Here is a 16,448-nt window from a genome sequence, read left to right on the forward strand (position 1 = left end):
GCGCTAGTGCGTGGCGCCGAAGGCGTCGCGCAACCGCCCGAACACCGATTTCTGAGCCGGCTTCACGTGCCCAGTGGGTCGCTCCTCACCACGCACCGCTGCCAGCTCGCGCAGCAGCTGCTCCTGGTGGGCGTCGAGCCGGGTCGGCGTCTCGACCTGCACGTTGACGACCAGGTCGCCGCGCCCGCCGCGCAGCCCCGGCACACCGAGCCCACGGAGCACGGCCTCGTGGCCGGACTGGGTGCCCGGCGCGATCGGCAGGTCGTACGTCGTCTCCGCACCCGACCCGTCCTCGGCGTCGAGGTCGGCCTCCAGCGTCGGGAGGGTCAGCGTGGTGCCCAGCGCCGCGGCCGTCATCGGCAGCGAGACGGTGCAGTGCAGGTCGTTGCCGTGCCGGGTGAACAGCGGGTGCGGGGCGACGTGGATCTCGACGTAGAGGTCACCCGGCGGCCCACCGCCCGGACCGACCTCGCCCTGCTCGCTCAGCTGGACCCGGGTGCCCGTGTCCACGCCGGCGGGGATCTTCACGGTCAGCGTGCGGCGCGAGCGCACCCGGCCCTCGCCGGCGCACTCGCGGCAGGGGTCCGGGATGACCGAGCCGAAGCCGCGGCAGGTCGGGCAGGGCCGCAGGGTGCGGATCTCGCCGAGGAACGAGCGCTGCACGTGGGCGACCTCACCGGCCCCGTGGCAGGTCTCGCAGGGCACCGGGTGCGACCCCGGCGCGGCGCCCTCGCCGTCGCACGTCGAGCAGCGCACGGCGGTGTCGACCTTGAGCTCGCGGGCGACGCCGAACGCGGCCTCGGCCAGGTCGACCTCGAGCCGGATCAGGGCGTCCTGGCCGCGGCGGACCCGCGAGCGCGGCCCGCGCGTCGCACCGGTGGCGGCGCCGCCGCCGAAGAACGCGTCCATGATGTCGGTGAAGGAGAAGCCGGCGCCCTGGCCGAACCCGCCGGCGCCGCCGAATGGGTCGCCGCCGCGGTCGTACGCCGACCGCTTCTGCGGGTCCGAGAGCACCTCGTAGGCCGCCGAGACCTGCTTGAACCGCTCCTGGCTCTCCGGGTCGGGGTTGACGTCCGGGTGCAGCTGCCGTGCCAGCTTGCGGTAGGCCTTCTTGATGGTGTCGCCGTCGGCGTCCCGCGGGACGCCGAGCAGGTCGTAGAGATCGGTGTTCACTGATTGCCTTCGTCGAGGATGCGGGAGACGTAGCGCGCCACCGCGCGCACCGCCGCCATCGTGCTGGGGTAGTCCATCCGGGTCGGGCCGACGATCCCGAGCGACGCGAGCGCGTCGTCGGGTCCGTAGCCGGTCGCCACCACGCTGGTCGAGGACAGCTGCTCGAAGGGCCCCTCGGTGCCGATCCGCACGGTGACGGCGCCGCCCGAGGTCGCCTCGCCGAGCAGCCGGAGCAGCACGACCTGCTCCTCCAGCGCCTCGAGCAACGGCCGGACCGCGGTGTCGAAGCTGTCGCCGTAGCGGGCCAGGTTGGCCGTGCCGCCCACCGCGACCCGCTCGTCGGAACGGTGGTCGCTCATCGCCTCGACCAGCGTCTCGACGACGGCGACGGTGGCCGGCGGGGCCGGCTGCTCGCCCTCGACGAGGTCCTGCAGCGCAGTCGCAGCGAGCGCGATCTGCTGTCCTGTCGCCGCGAGGTTGACCCGCGACCGCAGCGCGGCGAGCTCGTCCTCGTCGAGGTCGGCGTCGAGCTCGACGAGCCGCTGCTCCACCCGGCCCGTGCTGAGGATCAGGACCACCAGCAGCCGGCACGGCGTCAGCGCGACCAGCTCGATGTGCCGGACCGTCGAGCGCGACAGCGTGGGGTACTGCACGACCGCGACCTGGCGGGTCAGCTGCGCGAGCACCCGCACCGAGCGGTGCACGACGTCGTCGAGGTCGACGGCGCCGTCGAGGAACTGGGCGATCGCCCGGCGCTCCGGCGCGCTCATCGGCTTGACCGTGGTCAGCCGGTCGACGAAGAGCCGGTAGCCCTTGTCGGTCGGCACCCGGCCGGCGCTGGTGTGCGGCTGGGCGAGGTAGCCCTCCTCCTCCAGCGCCGCCATGTCGTTGCGGATCGTGGCCGGCGACACGTTCAGCCCGTGCCGCTCGACCAGCGCCTTGGAGCCCACCGGCTCCTCGGTCGCGACGTAGTCCTCCACGATCGCGCGCAGTACGGCGAGCCTGCGGTCCTCCTGCATGCCCACCTCCCGACCTGACTGGCACTCCGAACGAACGAGTGCCAATCCTAGCGCGGACCTGTGCCTGCACGGCCGACCACGTGGGTTGCCGCGTCGGCCGCGCGGGTACAGGCCGGACATGAGCCAGCAGAACGAGGAACCCGACACCGAGTCCGGCACCGAGTCCGGCACCGAGTCCGGCACCGAGACCGACACCGCGTCCGACTCCGCGTCCGACTCCGAGTCCACGGTCGGCATCTCCGACGAGAACCTCCCGGACGACCTGGTCCCCGGCGAGGACAACCCGCTCGCCGAGGGTCTGCCCGACGGGGAGCAGGCCGGGGACCTGCTCGACGAGGGCAAGCAGGCGGAGAAGACCGTCTACGAGCCCGGCGAGGAGAACAAGGTCGCCGAGCAGACCATGACCGGCGACGACGACTCCGACGAGGACGAGAACGCGGACAAGAGCGCGGACAAGAGCTCCGAGGAGACCACCGAGTCGTCCGACTAGCGTGACCGCATGCCGTTCACCGAGGTGGCGCCCCGGGTCTGGGTCGCCCACTACGACTTCATCGACATCAACATCGGCCTCGTCGGCGGCGAGCGGGGCCTGGTCGTGGTCGACACCTACGCCTCGGCCCCGCTCGCCCGGCAGGTGATCGACGACGTCCGCGCGCTCGGCGCGGGCGAGGTCGTGGGCGTGGTCAACACGCACGAGCACTTCGACCACACCTTCGGCAACGGCACCTTCCGGCAGGAGTACGGCGACGTGCCGATCCACGCCACCGAGGAGGCTGCCGCGCGGACGGTCCTCAGCGGCGACGGCTGGAAGGCGCGCTCCGAGCAGTACGACGACCCGCACGTGCCCGGTATCAGGGCGACGGAGATCGTCCCCGCCGACCACACCTTCTCCTCGGCAGCGGTCATCGACCTCGGCGACCGGCTGGTCGAGCTGGTGCACCCCGGCCGCGGCCACACCGGCGGCGATCTCCTTGTCCGCATCGACGACGCCGACGTGCTGCTCGCCGGTGACCTGGTCGAGGAGTCCGGGCCGCCGGCGTTCGGCGCCGACTGCTTCCCGCTCGACTGGCCGCAGACCCTCGACGTGGCCACCGGCCTGCTGACGTCCGGGACGGTCGTGGTGCCGGGGCACGGCGCACTCGTCGACCGCGCGTTCGTGCTCGACCAGCGCGTCGAGATCGGCATGGTGGCCGCGACGATCCGCGACCTGGCCGCGCGCGGCGTACGTGCCGACGACGCGCTCGACGCGGCCGACGAGTGGCCCTTCGACAAGGACCGGCTCGAGCACGCGGTGCGCCGGGGCTACGAGCACCTCGGGCCGGGCGACCGGCGCCTGCCTCTGCTCTGAGACCCGCAACCCGGATTGAGCCCGAAATATCAGGGAATGCTCGCTGCAACCGATGAGAGACGTGAAGCGTCTCAGTCGATACGGAACGAGGAATCACGGCGACATGCCAAGGGCAGGAGGTGGAGGAGATGAGCGAGCAGGTGACCCACGCAGCGAGCGCGGCGGTCCAGCGGATCGCGGATGCATCGATCTGGATTTTCTTCCGCGTGAACGGCGTGCGTTCGTGAGGGCGCGGACGGCGCGGCACCGCCGCCGCTGACCCCGTCCGGCGTACGGTCCCGGGTCGTGACCGACCGCTACGGATCCGACGTCCTGTCCACCGACTGGCGCAAGCCGAGGAACGGCCGCGCCGTCGAGGCGGCGGCCGAGATCGGCGCCGTGGTCGAGGAGGTCACGACCGACTGGTGCGGCGAGATCGTCGCGGTCGACCGCGACCTGCACACGCTGACCCTCGAGGACCGGCGCGGCAAGCGCCGCACCTTCCCGCTCGGACCGGGCTTTCTGCTCGAGGGCAAGCCGGTGATCCTCACCGCGCCCGTGCGCTCCTCGGCGCCCAAGAAGCCCACTCGCACGGCCAGCGGGTCGGTGGCCGTCCACGACGCGAAGGCGCGGGTCGCCCGCGCGAGCCGGATCTTCGTCGAGGGTCGGCACGACGCCGAGCTGGTCGAGCGGGTCTGGGGCGACGACCTCCGGATCGAGGGCGTGGTCGTGGAGTACCTCGGCGGCGTCGACGACCTCGCCGACCACCTGGTCTCCTTCAAGCCCGGCCCGGAGCGCAAGGTCGGGGTGCTCGTCGACCACTTGGTCCGCGGATCGAAGGAGTCCCGCATCGCCGATGCCATCGCACGCGGCCCGCACGGCCAGCACGTGCGGATCGTCGGTCACCCGTTCGTCGACGTGTGGCAGGCGGTGAAGCCGGACCGGCTCGGCCTGCCTGGCTGGCCGACGATCCCGCGGAGCATCGAGTGGAAGAAGGGCGTGTGCCAGCACCTCGGCTGGCCGCACCGCGACCAGGCGGACATCGCCCGCGCCTGGCAGCACATCCTGTCCAAGGTGCAGTCCTACGACGACCTCGAGCCCGCGCTGCTCGGCCGCGTCGAGGAGCTCATCGACTTCGTGACCGTCGACTGACAGCTCCCCGACCGCGGTCGGTCAACCGGTCAGTTGGGTCGCAGGGGCCGGCCCTGGGCGTCGTTCGGCTCGCCCGTCAGCATCATGATGCCGTCGATCAGGCCCCAGATGCTCCCGATGCCGCAGGTGAACACGGTCACGACGATCTGCAGCACGCCGGTCTGGGTGTCGCCGATGTAGAACCGCCCGACACCGAACCCGCCGAGGAAGATCTGCAGGAGTCCCGCGACCATCTTCTGCTTGTCGGAGTAGGGGATGCCGCTCACCGGGTGCACGCCGTACGGCGCTCCCGGGGGGCCGAAGCCCGGAGGCGGCGCGCCGTAGCCCGGCGCTCCGGTCCCCGGCACCGGCGGGTAGGAGCCCGGCTGCTGCTGCTGGTTGTAGGGCTGGTAGCCCGGCTGCTGGTCGCCGTAGGGAGGCGGGGGCTGCTGGCCCTCGGGGTTCTGCGACCCGTCGTAGGGGCCGCTCGGCGGTGTGGTCACGCCCGAAGCGTACGGCGCAGCGGGCCTCCCGCGTCGCAGACCTGCGGATCTCACCCCAACAGGTCGCGCACCACGCCGTCCGCGAGCAGCCGGCCCTCCCGGGTCAGCACGATCCGGTCGTCACCCGCCCACGCGTCGCCGTCGACCAGGCCGCGTCCGACGAGGGCCGGCACTGCGGCCAGGCCCGCGGCGTCGAGGACGTCGCCGTGCATCCCGTCGGCCAGCCGCACCTCGAGCAGGACCCGCTCGACCCGCCGGGTCTCGGCGTCCAGGAGCTCGCGCGCGTGCGCCGGGCTGACACCTGCGGCGATGCGATCGGCGTACGCCGCCGGGTGCTTGACGTTCCACCACCGCACGCCGCCGACGTGACTGTGTGCGCCCGGCCCGACGCCCCACCAGTCGGCGCCCCGCCAGTAGCCGAGGTTGTGCCGGCAGCGCGCGCGCTCGTCGGCGGCCCAGTTGGACACCTCGTACCAGCCCAGCCCGGCCGCCGTGAGCCGCTCGTCCGCGGCGAGGTACTTGTCCGCGAGGTCGTCCTCGTCCGGCATCGGCAGCTCGCCGCGCTTGACCCGGCGGGCCAGTGCGGTGCCCTCCTCGACGATCAGCGAGTACGCCGACACGTGGTCGGGCCCGTAGCCGACGGCCGCCTCGAGGCTGGCCTGCCAGTCGGCCATGGACTCCCCCGGCGTGCCGTAGATCAGGTCCAGGCTGAGCTGGTCGAAGCCGGCACGCCGCGCGGCCTCGACGACGCCGGGCACCCGGCGTGGGTCGTGGGTGCGGTCCAGGGTGGCGAGCACGTGCGGCACCGCGGACTGCATGCCGAACGAGATCCGGTCGAACCCCGCCTCCCTCAGCCCCTCGAGGCTCGCGGCGTCGACGGAGTCGGGGTTGGCCTCGGTCGTCACCTCGGCGTCGGGCGCGAGCCCGAGCTCGTCGTCGATCGCGGCCAGGATGCGCCCGAGGTCGCCCGGCGGCAGCAGGGTCGGTGTGCCCCCGCCCAGGAAGACGGTGCCGACGCTGACGTCGCGGTCTCCGAGCACCCGACGCGCCAGCCGAACCTCCGCGACGGCCTGGTCGGCGTACGTCGACCGGGAGACGCCGGACCCCAGCTCCTCGGCCGTGTAGGTGTTGAAGTCGCAGTAGCCACAGCGCACGCGGCAGAACGGCACGTGCACGTAGACGCCGAACGGGCGCGTGCCGACCTCGGTGAGCGCCGCCTCCGGGAGGCTGCCGTCGCGAGGAGCAGGATCCCCCTCGGGCAGCGCTGACGGCACCCGACCAGTCTCACACCTCAGCCGTAGAAGGAGTCGATCAGGTCCTTGTTGTTGGTCTCGACGACGGAGCGCTTCACCTTCAACGACGGCGTCAGCTCACCCGACTCGATCGTGAGGTCGTGGTCGAGCAGCTCCCACTTCTTGATGGTCTCCCAGCGGTTGAGGTGGGAGTTGAGCTCGTCGACGTACTCCCCGACCATCTCACGCACCTTGGCGGAACGCACGAGCTCGGCGTAGGCCGTGCCGCCCATGCCGTTCTCCTTGGCCCAGTCTGCGATCGCGTCCGGGTCGAGGGTGATCAGCGCGACGACGAAGTTCCGCTCGGCGCCGAACACCATGAACTGGCTGACGTAGGGGCAGAGCGCCTTGAACTTCGCCTCGATCGCCGGCGGGGCGATGTACTTGCCGCCGGACGTCTTGAACAGCTCCTTGATCCGGCCGGTGATGCGGAGGAAGCCGTCGTCCAGCTCGCCCTTGTCGCCGGTGCGGAGCCAGCCGTCCTCGGTGAGGGTCTTCGCGGTCTCCTCGGGAAGGTTGTGGTAGCCGGCCATGACGTGTGGCCCCTTGAGCTGGACCTCGCCGTCGTCGGCGATCCGCACCTCGGTGCCCGGGAACGGCTGCCCGACGGTGCCGATCCGGTTGTCGTCGGGGTGGTTGACCGTGGCGCCGGCGGCGTTCTCCGTCATGCCGTAGCCCTCGAGGATGAGGATGCCCGCGGCGTTGAACCAGGCGGCGATCTCGGCGTTCAGCGCGGCCGACCCGGAGATGAAGAAGCGGACCCGGCCTCCGAACCGCTCACGCACCTTGCTGAACACGAGCCGGTCGAACAGGCCGTGCTGGAGCTTGAGACCGAGCGGGATGGCCTTGCCCTCGCGACGGAGCCGGTCGTGCTCGATGCCGACCTTGAAGGCCTGGTTGAAGATCCGCTCCTTGAGCCCGCCCTCCGCCTGGGTCATGGTGACGATCCGCCCGTGCGCCTTCTCGAAGATCCGCGGCGCGGCGCCCATGAACGTCGGCTTCACGATGCCGAGGTTGTCGACGATCTTGTCGACCCGGCCGTCGATCGCGGTCGGGAACCCGCACGCCAGCTGGGTGGAGAGCAGCACCTTGCCGAACGAGTGCGCCATCGGCAGCCACAGGAACTGCAGGTCGTCCTCGCTGAGGATGTCCTGGGCCTTGATCGCCTCACCCTCGAAGACCCACGCGCGGTGCAGGGTGCGCACGCCCTTGGGCTTCCCGGTCGTGCCCGAGGTGTAGATCAGCGTCGCGAGCTGGTCGGGCTGGATCTCCTTGGCGATCTCGTCGACCGCGTCGGGGTGGTCGGCGAGGTAGCCGTCGCCCATCGACGCCAGCGTGTCGACGCTGATCACCCACTCGTTGTCGGCGAGAGTCTCGTCGAACACGATGACGCGCTCCAGCGCGGGCAGGTCGGCCTTGTGGTCGCGCAGCTTGGCCAGCTGGCTCTCGTCCTCGGCGAAGACGAACCGGCACTCGGAGTCGCCGAGGATGTATGCCGTGTCAGCGCCCCCGGTGCTCGGGTAGACCGTGGTGGTCGCGCCGCCGGCGCACATGACCGCGAGGTCGGCGAGGATCCACTCGTAGCGCGTCGAGGACGCGATGCCGACGCGCTGCTCGTTGTCCAGGCCGAGAGCGCGGAGACCGGCCGCGAGCCGGCGTACGCGCTCGCCGACCTGCTTCCAGGTGACGGACTCCCAGGCGTCCCCCTTGGGGAACCGGAACGCCTCGCGGTCGCCGGACTTGGCGACCCGATCGAAGAACTGCACCGCCACGTTGGGTGGCATGTGCGCCAGGAAGCCGGTGTCAAGGTTGATGGGCATGACGCTCCTCAAGCGCTCAGCGAGAACGACGGGCTACTCCACGTAACCTAGAACACCTGGTTACGCGCCGGTAGCCGATCCCATCCGCAAGGCGTTCTCCTCGGCCCTCCGGCGGGCTTTCTCCGCCAGCCCGGGCACCCGCAACAGCTCCGGCAGGAGGTCCTGACGGAGCGTCAGCGCGAGGAACATGGTGCGCACGGTCACGCCGTGGCCGGGCACGTGGACGACATGGATCTCGTCGCCGGAGGTGACCGTTCCCGGCGTGAGCACGCGCAGGTAGGGCCCCGGGCGCTGGGCCGCGGCGAACCGCTTGACCCAGGCCGTGTTGTCGTAGCCCGACTCCCCCATCCACCCCTTGAAGTCGTTGCACGGCGTGCGCGTGAGCGCGATCTCGAGCTCCGCGCTGCCGATCCGCCACCGGCTGCCGACCTCGGCCTCGTTGAGGTCGAGCCCCTCGGTCGTGAGGTTCTCCCCGAACTGGCCGTCCCGGATCGTGCGCCCGATCTCGCCCTCCCAGAAGTCGATGTCCTCGCGGGCGTACGCCGACACCGCCTGGTCGGGGCCGCCGTGGTGCGCGGTGTCCGACACCTGGTCGCCGGCGAGCCCGAGCAGCTCCACCGCCACCGGCCCGGTCGCCGGCCGCTTGTCGATCGACGTCCGGCCGATGCCCGCCCAGTCCTTGACCTTCGGGAGGCCGACGTTCACCGATCTCAGGTACGCCATGGCCGGATCCTCCCAGGATCGCCGCCTTCCGGCCTCCCATTTCCCGCGCGCGCAGCGACCGTCACGAGGCTCCTCGGTACAGGCGCGGCCCGTAGCTTCCGAACGCGTCCCAGGAGTCGGAGAAGACGGTGGAGCTGGGGTCCTCCGGGTCCGTCGGCTCCACCCACCCGTTGGCGTACACACCCGCCTCGATCCAGCGCGGCTTGCCGAGGCACCTGCGTGCCACATGGGCACGGACCGTGTCGGCATCGGTGTCGACCTCGGGGTAGACGCGGCAGCCCTCGCCCACGACCGTGTAGGCGAACGTCGTCGTGCCGCAGTCATCCCGCGGGGCGTTCTTCGGCAGTCGGCCGATGAAACCCATCACCCGGACCTTGCCAGCATCGGTCCGGAATCGGTTGACGTCGAGCTCCCAGCGCGCTGCCGGCGTCCGGAGCCGGAACGTCACCCATTGCTCGCTCTCCTCCTCGAGGTCCCGGAACCGCCCCTTGAGCCACACGGCGCGGTCGGCGTGGCGCGCCGTCAACCGGACCAGGTCGTCGTTCTTGTCACCGGTCGCGTCCACGTCGGCGTGGCTGCCGCACGGTGCCGGATCGGGGCTGAACCAGAACCCGGCGACGTCCTTGCGCGGGTCGGCGCCTGTCCAACGCTCTGCGTGGGCGGCCGAGGGCAGCAGCACTGCCGCAGCAACGAGAACGGCCGCGACTATCCGAGACATGCTGAAGATTCTGGATGAGCCGGACACCCCTCGCAGCGGAACACCCGAACTCGGCCCGCACCACCGCCGCTTGAGCCGCCGCCGGTGGTTGAGGTGCGAGGCGCCCTGGCGCCGAGCCTGCGCCGGTGGTTGAGGTGCGAGGCGCCCCAGCGCCGAGCCTGCGCCGGTGGTTGAGGTGCGAGGCGCCCCAGCGCCGAGCCTCGAAACCTCCGGCACCCCACCGTTGGTTGAGTAGCCCTCGCGAGGCACGAGCGAGGGCGTATCGACACCATCCGTGCCCAGCCCGGGTGGGCGAATTCCCTGTCCACAGGCGGGTTCTCGACGTCTCTTTGTGTCGGCGGTCGGTGCTTGAATTCGCTCATGGATCTCGGGAAGCACCCCTCGCCGATGGGGCGGTACGACGGCCGCTCCACCCGCGACCTGCTCGCCGGGCTCACCACCGCGTTGAAGGTCCAGCGCGACGCGCGGATCGATGAGTGGTGCCAGATCGTGGCCTGGGCCGACGCCAACACCACCGACTGCACCGAGGGTGCCGCGACGATCACCGACGGCTTCCTGGACACCGGGGTCCCGATCGCCGGCCCCGGCGCACCCCTGGTCAGTGAGTTTGGGTTGATGGAGCTGGTCGCGGTCCTCGGCCGGTCTCCTGATGGTGGCCGTGACTACGTGGGTCGGGTCATCGAGCTCGGCTGGCGACTGCAGCGGACCTTCGCCGCCGTGCTCGACGGGCGGTGTGCCGCGTGGCGTGCCGAACGGCTCGCCGACCTCACCCGCCAGCTCTCCGCAGACGCCGCGGAGTTCGTGGACCGCCACATCGCGCCCGTGATCGCGACCTGCACCTGGGCCCAGATCGAACGCCTGGGCGAGGAGGCGATCATCCGATTCGACCCCGAGCTCGCCGAGAAGCGCCGTCGCGAGGCCGCCGAGGAACGGCACTTCGACATCAACCTGCGTGAGGTCGACAGCAGCGGCCTGGTGACGGTCGAGGGGGTCCTGGACGCCGCGGACGGGATCGACCTGAACACCGCGATCGGCCGGCGGGCGAACCTGCTCGGGAAGCTCGGCTCCGAAGACACCCTGGACCTGCGGCGGTCCAATGCCGCCGGTGAGCTGGCCCGCCAGGACCTCACCCTCGATCTGGAGGTCACCGACCCCCAGACCGGTGAGGTGGTCCGGACCGTTCCGGGCAGGAAGGTCGAGCTGCACGCCCACCTCACCGACACCGCCATCCGGGCCCTCGCCGCCACGGGACTGGGCGCGTTGCCAGCGCATGCCGCGGTCGGGCGGCTCGCCAACGCCCAGACGCCGATCAGCCCGTTCCAGATCAGGGAATGGGTCAACCAGCCCAACACCACCGTGATCGTCCGACCGGTCATCGACCTCGCCGATCACCTCCCCGTCGGGTCCTACGAGATCCCCGACCGCCTCAAGACCCGGGTCCGGCTGCGCGACCCGCACTGCGTCTTCGCGCATTGCGGCCGCCCGGCCGAGGCCTGCGACCTCGACCACGCCAAAGAGCACACCAAGGGCGGGTCCACCTGTCCGTGCAACCTGGTCCCCCTGTGCCGCCGACATCACCGCGCCAAGACCCTGAGCCTGTGGCGCTACGTGATCGTCGAACCCGGCACCTACCTGTGGATCGCGCCCCACGACCGACACTTCCTCGTCGACCACGACGGCACCCGCCAGCTCGACCCACCCCGACGCCTGGACCCGGAGACCATGGACGTCGAGCACCCCTGGGAAACAACCGAGCTCCACGACTACGACGGCGCCCCGTGCCCCGGCGCCCACCCACCCGACCAGTGACCGTCCCGCCCCACACCCCGCCTGCCCCGAGCAGCACCGGCGGGGTCATCGACACGTCCAAAGGGCCCTGAACGGGTCTCGTGACGGTCGATGCGCGACCTCCTCGACCACCGACCGCCTCCGAGCCTCCAAGCCGCGACCACAGACCGTCGACCCCCAGCGGCGAGCGCCCACGTATCCAGAATCCTGAACGCAGGCCGCGGACCCGGGGTTGTCGATTCGACCGGCGGAAGATCGCGGAGCCCGCTCCAGCCTTCCGGCGGCGAACCTCGCTCAGCTGGCCACGGCTCCGGGCGGCCGCCACGGCTCGTGCTCGTGGGAGAGCCAGACCTCCACCGGGTCGAGTCCGCGGACCAAGTGCTGACCCTCCGTCCGCGGCTCGTCGAGCTCGGCGAAGTAGACGGCAGTGTCGCCGGCGATCACCGACGTGCCGGCGCCCGTCTCCACGACGACCACCTGCGAGCCGCGGGTGTGTCCCGGGGTGGCCACCAGCCGCACCCCCGCGAGCAGCTCCAGCGTGCCCTCGACGGGCGTGTACTCGACGCCGTCCGCGTCGACCCACTCCCGGATCGTGTAGTCGTCCCTGCTCCGCGCCTCCTCGAGCTCGACCCGCTGCACGTAGACCGGGGTGCCCGCGAACAGGTGGTTGCCGCCGCAGTGGTCGAAGTGCAGGTGGGTGTTGACCACGAGGTCGATCCCGGCCAGGTCGAAGTCCGCCTGCGCGTCGAGCGGGTCCAACCGCGGATCCATGTCGGCCACGGCTGGGTGCAGCCGCGTCATCCCGGTGTCGACGAGGATCCGCCCCTCGGGGTGGTCGACGACGTGGACGTAGACGGGCATCCGGTCGTCCTCGGCGAGCAGGTCGCCGACGAGGACGGGGGTGATGGTCGAGAGCGTGGTCACGTCCCTGTCGACTCCTCCCGATCGCGGTTCTCATCGGCGGCCCGTCGCATCAGTCCTGGACAGCCTTCGCCACCGTGATGCATCGCGTGACGTGGTCGCGGTCCTCGGCGTCGAGGGGCCGGCCGGCGCGGACGGCGTCGGCGTGAGCCCAGTGGGCGTCGAGGACGCTGCGGACGACGACCCAGTCGCGGGCGCGGTGCTCGTCGAAGCCGGCGGCGTCGACCAGGGCGTGGAAGCGGCGCCGGATGCCGTCGCGCACCGACCCGAAGGCGCCGGGGGCGGCGTACTCCTCGAACCTGTTGCGCAGCATCGGCTCGAGCTCGTAGTGCGGGTCGCCGTTGGTCGGCTTCGGGTCGATCGCCAGCCAGGTGGGCGCGCCGTCGCGGTCGCCGAGCAGGACGTTCTCGTAGTGCAGGTCCGCATGGATGACCGCGGTGGCGGGCTCGGCACAGAGTTCGCGGGCGAGCGAGACGGCCTGGTCGACGAGGCGACGCGGGACCGGTACGTCGTGCGCGTCGCGGGCGAGGGCGGCGGCCCAGCGGGCGACGTACGTCGACTGCGCCCGCAGCTGGGGCATGACGGGCAGGTGGAGCAGGGGATAGAGCCCCGCGACGATCCTGCAGGCCTCCTCGTCCCAGTGGTCGGAGAGATCGGTGCGCTCGAGCCGCTCGAGGAGCAGCGCGCGGCGGCCGGGGTCGGCGCGGAGCAGCCGCACGGCTCCACGGCCGCGCCAGTGCTGGAGCGCGAGGTGCTCGTGGTCGGACTCCTCCGCGTCGGCGTCGGTGTGGATCTTCAGCACCGCCGGGCGGCCGCGCGTCGTGGTGACCGGCGCGACCAGCGAGCAGAACCCGTGCCAGAGCGGGCCCTCGAAGGTCAGGCCCCACTCCTCGCTGACGTCTGCGGCGAGCACCGGCAGCCGGTCCAGCCAGTCGGCCCAGTCGGCCCCGAGCGACCGGTGCTCCTCCAGACCCGGCGGGACCGGTCCCGGCAGCCTCACCGGAGGTCCTCGACCGTGACCGGACGCGGGGTGCCGCCGCGGACGAGGAGCAGCAGGTGCTGGTCGGCGAGCACGAACCCGCCCGGGTGCAGCCGCTCGCCGGTCTCGGAGTCGAGGACGACCTGGCCGGCGCCGCCGGAGGTGCGGAACACGACGACGCCGGAGCCGGCCTGCAGCTCGATGCCGTTCACCTCGCTGCGCGGCACGTCGGCGATCCAGCGGTCCGTACCGGTGGCGAGGTCGACGCCGTGGATCCGGTTCCGGAAGTCGAAGAGGACGGCGGTGCCGGTCGACAGGTCGGCCACCTCGTCCCAGATCACCGACGGAGCGAGGTCGCGGCGCAGCCAGATCCGCTGCAGGCCGTCGAGGCGGACCAGCTCCAGACCCTGCACCCCCGAGACGATCATCCGGTCGTCGTCGACCTGCGCGATCGCGGTGGCGAAGTCCCCGACCGGGCGGCCGTCCGGGTACTCGACGAGGCCGCCGGCCTCGTCGCCGACCAGGTGCGGTGTCAGCGGCACCGTCGGCCGGTGCTCCTCCGGGGTGCCGGTGGCGACGTCGGCGCCGGTCCGGGCGTCGACGATCGCCCAGCGCCGGTCGCGGGAGCCGTCGACGACGAAGGCGCCGCGTCCGGCGTAGCTCCCGAACGCGCCGGGATCCTCCCGCCGCGACCACAGCTGCCGGCCCTCGGGCGTGAAGCCGGCGAAGACCTTCGGGCCGGGGGGCGACGGGTCGGCGTACGACTTCTGCGCCTCGACCACCACGACCGGTCCCCGGGCGGTCGGTACGCACCCACCGGACGTGGTCCACGTGCCGTCGACCTCGAGGCCGGAGCCGGGCGGAGCCAGCACGCCGGGTACGACGACGTGGTCGCCGTCGACGACGACCAGCGGCCGGCCGTCCTCGGACACGACCGCGACCGAGTCGCAGGTGTCCAGCCCGAGCAGGGCCGCGCGGTCCCAGTGCAGGTCCGAGAGCTGGGTCGGGTGACCGGCGGCCGGCGTGGCAGGCCGGTCGGCCGCGGGGTCGGGCCCGGTGTCGTGCGCGGTGAGGACGCCCCAGCCGGTCGGCAGCGCCGTGACGACGGCGGCGGCCGCGAGGACGAGCAGCGCGCGCCGGGTCACTTCTTGGGCTTGTCCCCCGCAGGTCCGGTCGTGGAGAGCGCGGCGACGAAGGCCTCCTGGGGGACCTCGACGCGACCGACCATCTTCATCCGCTTCTTGCCCTCCTTCTGCTTCTCCAGCAGCTTGCGCTTGCGGGTGATGTCACCGCCGTAGCACTTGGCGAGCACGTCCTTGCGCATCGCCCGGATGTTCTCCCGGGCGATCACCCGGGCGCCGATGGCGGCCTGGATCGGCACCTCGAACTGCTGGCGCGGGATGAGCTCCTTGAGCTTGCCGGCCATCATCACGCCGTAGGAGTACGCCGCGTCGCGGTGGATGATCGCGGAGAAGGCGTCGACCGGCTCCCCCTGGAGGAGGATGTCGACCTTGACGAGGTCGGCGGCCTGGTCGCCGGAGCGCTCGTAGTCGAGGCTCGCGTAGCCCTTGGTGCGGCTCTTCAGCTGGTCGAAGAAGTCAAAGACGATCTCGCCCATCGGCAGCGTGTAGCGCATCTCCACGCGGTCGGCGGACAGGTAGTCCATGCCCTGGAGGTTGCCGCGCTTCTCCTGGCACAGCTCCATGATCGTGCCGATGTAGTCGGACGGGCTGAGGATCGTCGCGTTGACGACCGGCTCACGCACCTCGGCGATCTTGCCGTCGGGGTACTCGCTGGGATTGGTCACCTCGATCACCTTGCCGTCCTCCAGGTGCACCTCGTAGACCACGTTCGGCGCGGTGGAGATCAGGTCGAGGTTGAACTCGCGCTCGAGGCGGTCCCGGGTGATCTCCATGTGGAGAAGCCCCAGGAAGCCGACCCGGAAGCCGAATCCCAGGGCCCCTGAGGTCTCCGGCTCGTAGGTCAGCGCGGCGTCGTTGAGCTCCAGCTTCTCCAGGGCGTCGCGCAGCACGGGGTAGTCGTCACCGTCGATCGGGTAGAGGCCGGCGTAGACCATGGGGTTTGGGTGCTGGTAGCCGCCGAGCGACTCGGTGGCGCCGTGGTGCTGGGACGTGACGGTGTCACCGACCCGGGACTGGCGAACGTCCTTCACGCCGGTGATGAGGTAGCCCACCTCGCCGACGCCGATCTCGGTCGCCTTGACCGGCTCGGGGCTGATCACGCCGACCTCGAGCATCTCGTGCACGGCGTTGGTCGACATCATCCTGATCCGGTCGCGGTGCTTCAGGCTGCCGTCGACGACCCGGACGTAGGTGACGACGCCGCGGTAGGTGTCGTAGACGGAGTCGAAGATCAGCGCCCGGGCCGGTGCGTCGGGGTCGCCGACCGGCGGCGGCGTCTGCCTGACGATCTCGTTGAGCACGGACGCGACGCCCTCGCCGGTCTTGGCGCTCACCTTGAGCACGTCGCCCGGGTCGCAGCCGATGATGCCGGCGAGCTCCTCGGCGTACTTCTCCGGCTCCGCGCCGGGCAGGTCGATCTTGTTGAGCACCGGGATGATGTGCAGGTCGGCGCCCATCGCCAGGTAGAGGTTCGCCAGGGTCTGGGCCTCGATGCCCTGCGCGGCGTCGACGAGCAGGATCGCGGCCTCGCAGGCCTGCAGGCTGCGGGAGACCTCGTAGGTGAAGTCGACGTGGCCGGGGGTGTCGATCATGTTGAGGACGTAGGTGCCCGGCTCGACGTCGTGGAGCTCTCCCGCCTCGGCGGTCACCGTCCACGGCATCCGCACGGCCTGGCTCTTGATCGTGATGCCGCGCTCGCGCTCGATGTCCATCCGGTCGAGGTACTGCGCCTTGGCGTCCCGGTCGGACAGCACCCCGGTCAGCTGCAGCATCCGGTCCGCGAGGGTCGACTTGCCGTGGTCGATGTGCGCGATGATGCAGAAGTTGCGGAGGATCGCGGGGTCGGTGTGGCCCGGGGCGGGCGCGGCGGCGGCTTGCGGCATGGTCCGCCCATTCTCGCAGGGGGCCCGCA

General features: G+C 71.5%; 15 protein-coding genes. 4 read left to right on the top strand and 11 right to left on the bottom strand.

Annotation, left to right across the window (positions count from 1 at the left end; all coding sequences use genetic code 11):
- Nucleotides 1–3: 3 nt before the first annotated feature.
- Entirely contained in the window at nucleotides 4–1,173 is a 1,170-nt protein-coding gene (gene dnaJ / locus ABD709_RS17025; RefSeq protein ID WP_344777599.1) for a molecular chaperone DnaJ, read from the bottom strand.
- Nucleotides 1,170–2,192: a heat-inducible transcriptional repressor HrcA gene (gene hrcA, locus ABD709_RS17030; RefSeq protein WP_344777601.1), complete on the bottom strand. Its 1,023-nt coding sequence runs from the start codon at nucleotides 2,190–2,192 to the stop codon at nucleotides 1,170–1,172. Before hrcA ends, dnaJ begins: the two co-directional genes overlap by 4 nt.
- 118 nt (nucleotides 2,193–2,310) lie before the next feature.
- Here hrcA and ABD709_RS17035 point away from each other — a divergent pair, with 118 nt between their 5' ends.
- The 3 genes from ABD709_RS17035 to ABD709_RS17045 all read left to right on the top strand — a co-directional run bounded on the left by ABD709_RS17035 (nucleotide 2,311) and on the right by ABD709_RS17045 (nucleotide 4,671).
- Nucleotides 2,311–2,682, top strand: a complete 372-nt coding sequence (locus ABD709_RS17035; RefSeq protein WP_344777603.1) for a hypothetical protein — start codon at nucleotides 2,311–2,313, stop codon at nucleotides 2,680–2,682.
- 9 nt (nucleotides 2,683–2,691) lie between these two features.
- Entirely contained in the window at nucleotides 2,692–3,540 is an 849-nt protein-coding gene (locus ABD709_RS17040; RefSeq protein WP_344777604.1) for an MBL fold metallo-hydrolase, read from the top strand.
- 285 nt (nucleotides 3,541–3,825) lie between these two features.
- The gene (locus ABD709_RS17045) at nucleotides 3,826–4,671 is read left to right on the top strand and encodes a DUF3097 domain-containing protein (RefSeq protein ID WP_344777606.1); all 846 of its coding nucleotides are present in this window, start codon (nucleotides 3,826–3,828) and stop codon (nucleotides 4,669–4,671) included.
- Nucleotides 4,672–4,700: 29 nt separating this feature from the next.
- Here the strand turns inward: ABD709_RS17045 and ABD709_RS17050 are convergent, their stop codons facing one another.
- The 5 genes from ABD709_RS17050 to ABD709_RS17070 form a co-directional block, all read right to left on the bottom strand.
- Complete coding sequence (locus ABD709_RS17050) at nucleotides 4,701–5,153, bottom strand: TM2 domain-containing protein (protein ID WP_344777608.1); 453 nt, start codon at nucleotides 5,151–5,153, stop codon at nucleotides 4,701–4,703.
- A 50-nt stretch (nucleotides 5,154–5,203) separates the two neighbouring features.
- Nucleotides 5,204–6,427 (bottom strand): radical SAM family heme chaperone HemW, encoded by a 1,224-nt coding sequence (hemW, locus tag ABD709_RS17055; RefSeq protein WP_344777610.1) that lies wholly within the window; start codon nucleotides 6,425–6,427, stop codon nucleotides 5,204–5,206.
- Between the two features lie 17 nt (nucleotides 6,428–6,444).
- Nucleotides 6,445–8,265, bottom strand: a complete 1,821-nt coding sequence (locus ABD709_RS17060) for an AMP-dependent synthetase/ligase (RefSeq protein ID WP_344777612.1) — start codon at nucleotides 8,263–8,265, stop codon at nucleotides 6,445–6,447.
- A 60-nt stretch (nucleotides 8,266–8,325) separates the two neighbouring features.
- Nucleotides 8,326–8,988, bottom strand: a complete 663-nt coding sequence (locus tag ABD709_RS17065) for an MOSC domain-containing protein (RefSeq protein WP_344777614.1) — start codon at nucleotides 8,986–8,988, stop codon at nucleotides 8,326–8,328.
- Between the two features lie 61 nt (nucleotides 8,989–9,049).
- Nucleotides 9,050–9,706: a hypothetical protein gene (locus ABD709_RS17070; RefSeq protein ID WP_344777616.1), complete on the bottom strand. Its 657-nt coding sequence runs from the start codon at nucleotides 9,704–9,706 to the stop codon at nucleotides 9,050–9,052.
- 360 nt (nucleotides 9,707–10,066) lie between these two features.
- Here ABD709_RS17070 and ABD709_RS17075 point away from each other — a divergent pair, with 360 nt between their 5' ends.
- Nucleotides 10,067–11,515, top strand: coding sequence for an HNH endonuclease (locus tag ABD709_RS17075; protein WP_344777618.1), 1,449 nt, complete (start codon nucleotides 10,067–10,069; stop codon nucleotides 11,513–11,515).
- A gap of 273 nt (nucleotides 11,516–11,788) precedes the next feature.
- Here ABD709_RS17075 and ABD709_RS17080 read toward each other — a convergent pair whose 3' ends face one another.
- The 4 genes from ABD709_RS17080 to lepA are packed head-to-tail and all read right to left on the bottom strand — an operon-like array spanning nucleotide 11,789 to nucleotide 16,419.
- Nucleotides 11,789–12,418, bottom strand: coding sequence for an MBL fold metallo-hydrolase (locus ABD709_RS17080; RefSeq protein WP_344777619.1), 630 nt, complete (start codon nucleotides 12,416–12,418; stop codon nucleotides 11,789–11,791).
- A gap of 49 nt (nucleotides 12,419–12,467) precedes the next feature.
- On the bottom strand, nucleotides 12,468–13,415 hold the full coding sequence (locus ABD709_RS17085; protein WP_344777620.1) for an aminoglycoside phosphotransferase family protein: 948 nt from the start codon (nucleotides 13,413–13,415) through the stop codon (nucleotides 12,468–12,470).
- A complete protein-coding gene (locus tag ABD709_RS17090; RefSeq protein ID WP_344777622.1) occupies nucleotides 13,412–14,539 on the bottom strand; it encodes a hypothetical protein in 1,128 nt (375 codons plus the stop codon). Before ABD709_RS17090 ends, ABD709_RS17085 begins: the two co-directional genes overlap by 4 nt.
- A complete protein-coding gene (gene lepA, locus ABD709_RS17095; RefSeq protein ID WP_344777624.1) occupies nucleotides 14,536–16,419 on the bottom strand; it encodes a translation elongation factor 4 in 1,884 nt (627 codons plus the stop codon). Before lepA ends, ABD709_RS17090 begins: the two co-directional genes overlap by 4 nt.
- Between the last annotated feature and the right edge of the window lie 29 nt (nucleotides 16,420–16,448).

The sequence above is a fragment of the Nocardioides panacisoli genome (assembly GCF_039537325.1).
GTDB classification, from domain to species: Bacteria; Actinomycetota; Actinomycetes; order Propionibacteriales; family Nocardioidaceae; genus Nocardioides; species Nocardioides panacisoli.

Excerpts from the sequence above, each read along its gene's own strand:
- ABD709_RS17075 (WP_344777618.1), top strand. The coding sequence starts at position 10,067 with ATGGATCTCGGGAAGCACCCCTCGCCGATGGGGCGGTACGACGGCCGC.
- hrcA (WP_344777601.1), bottom strand. The coding sequence starts at position 2,192 with ATGCAGGAGGACCGCAGGCTCGCCGTACTGCGCGCGATCGTGGAGGAC.
- ABD709_RS17065 (WP_344777614.1), bottom strand. The coding sequence starts at position 8,988 with ATGGCGTACCTGAGATCGGTGAACGTCGGCCTCCCGAAGGTCAAGGAC.
- ABD709_RS17070 (WP_344777616.1), bottom strand. The coding sequence starts at position 9,706 with ATGTCTCGGATAGTCGCGGCCGTTCTCGTTGCTGCGGCAGTGCTGCTG.
- ABD709_RS17035 (WP_344777603.1), top strand. The coding sequence starts at position 2,311 with ATGAGCCAGCAGAACGAGGAACCCGACACCGAGTCCGGCACCGAGTCC.
- ABD709_RS17060 (WP_344777612.1), bottom strand. The coding sequence starts at position 8,265 with ATGCCCATCAACCTTGACACCGGCTTCCTGGCGCACATGCCACCCAAC.
- ABD709_RS17040 (WP_344777604.1), top strand. The coding sequence starts at position 2,692 with ATGCCGTTCACCGAGGTGGCGCCCCGGGTCTGGGTCGCCCACTACGAC.
- lepA (WP_344777624.1), bottom strand. The coding sequence starts at position 16,419 with ATGCCGCAAGCCGCCGCCGCGCCCGCCCCGGGCCACACCGACCCCGCG.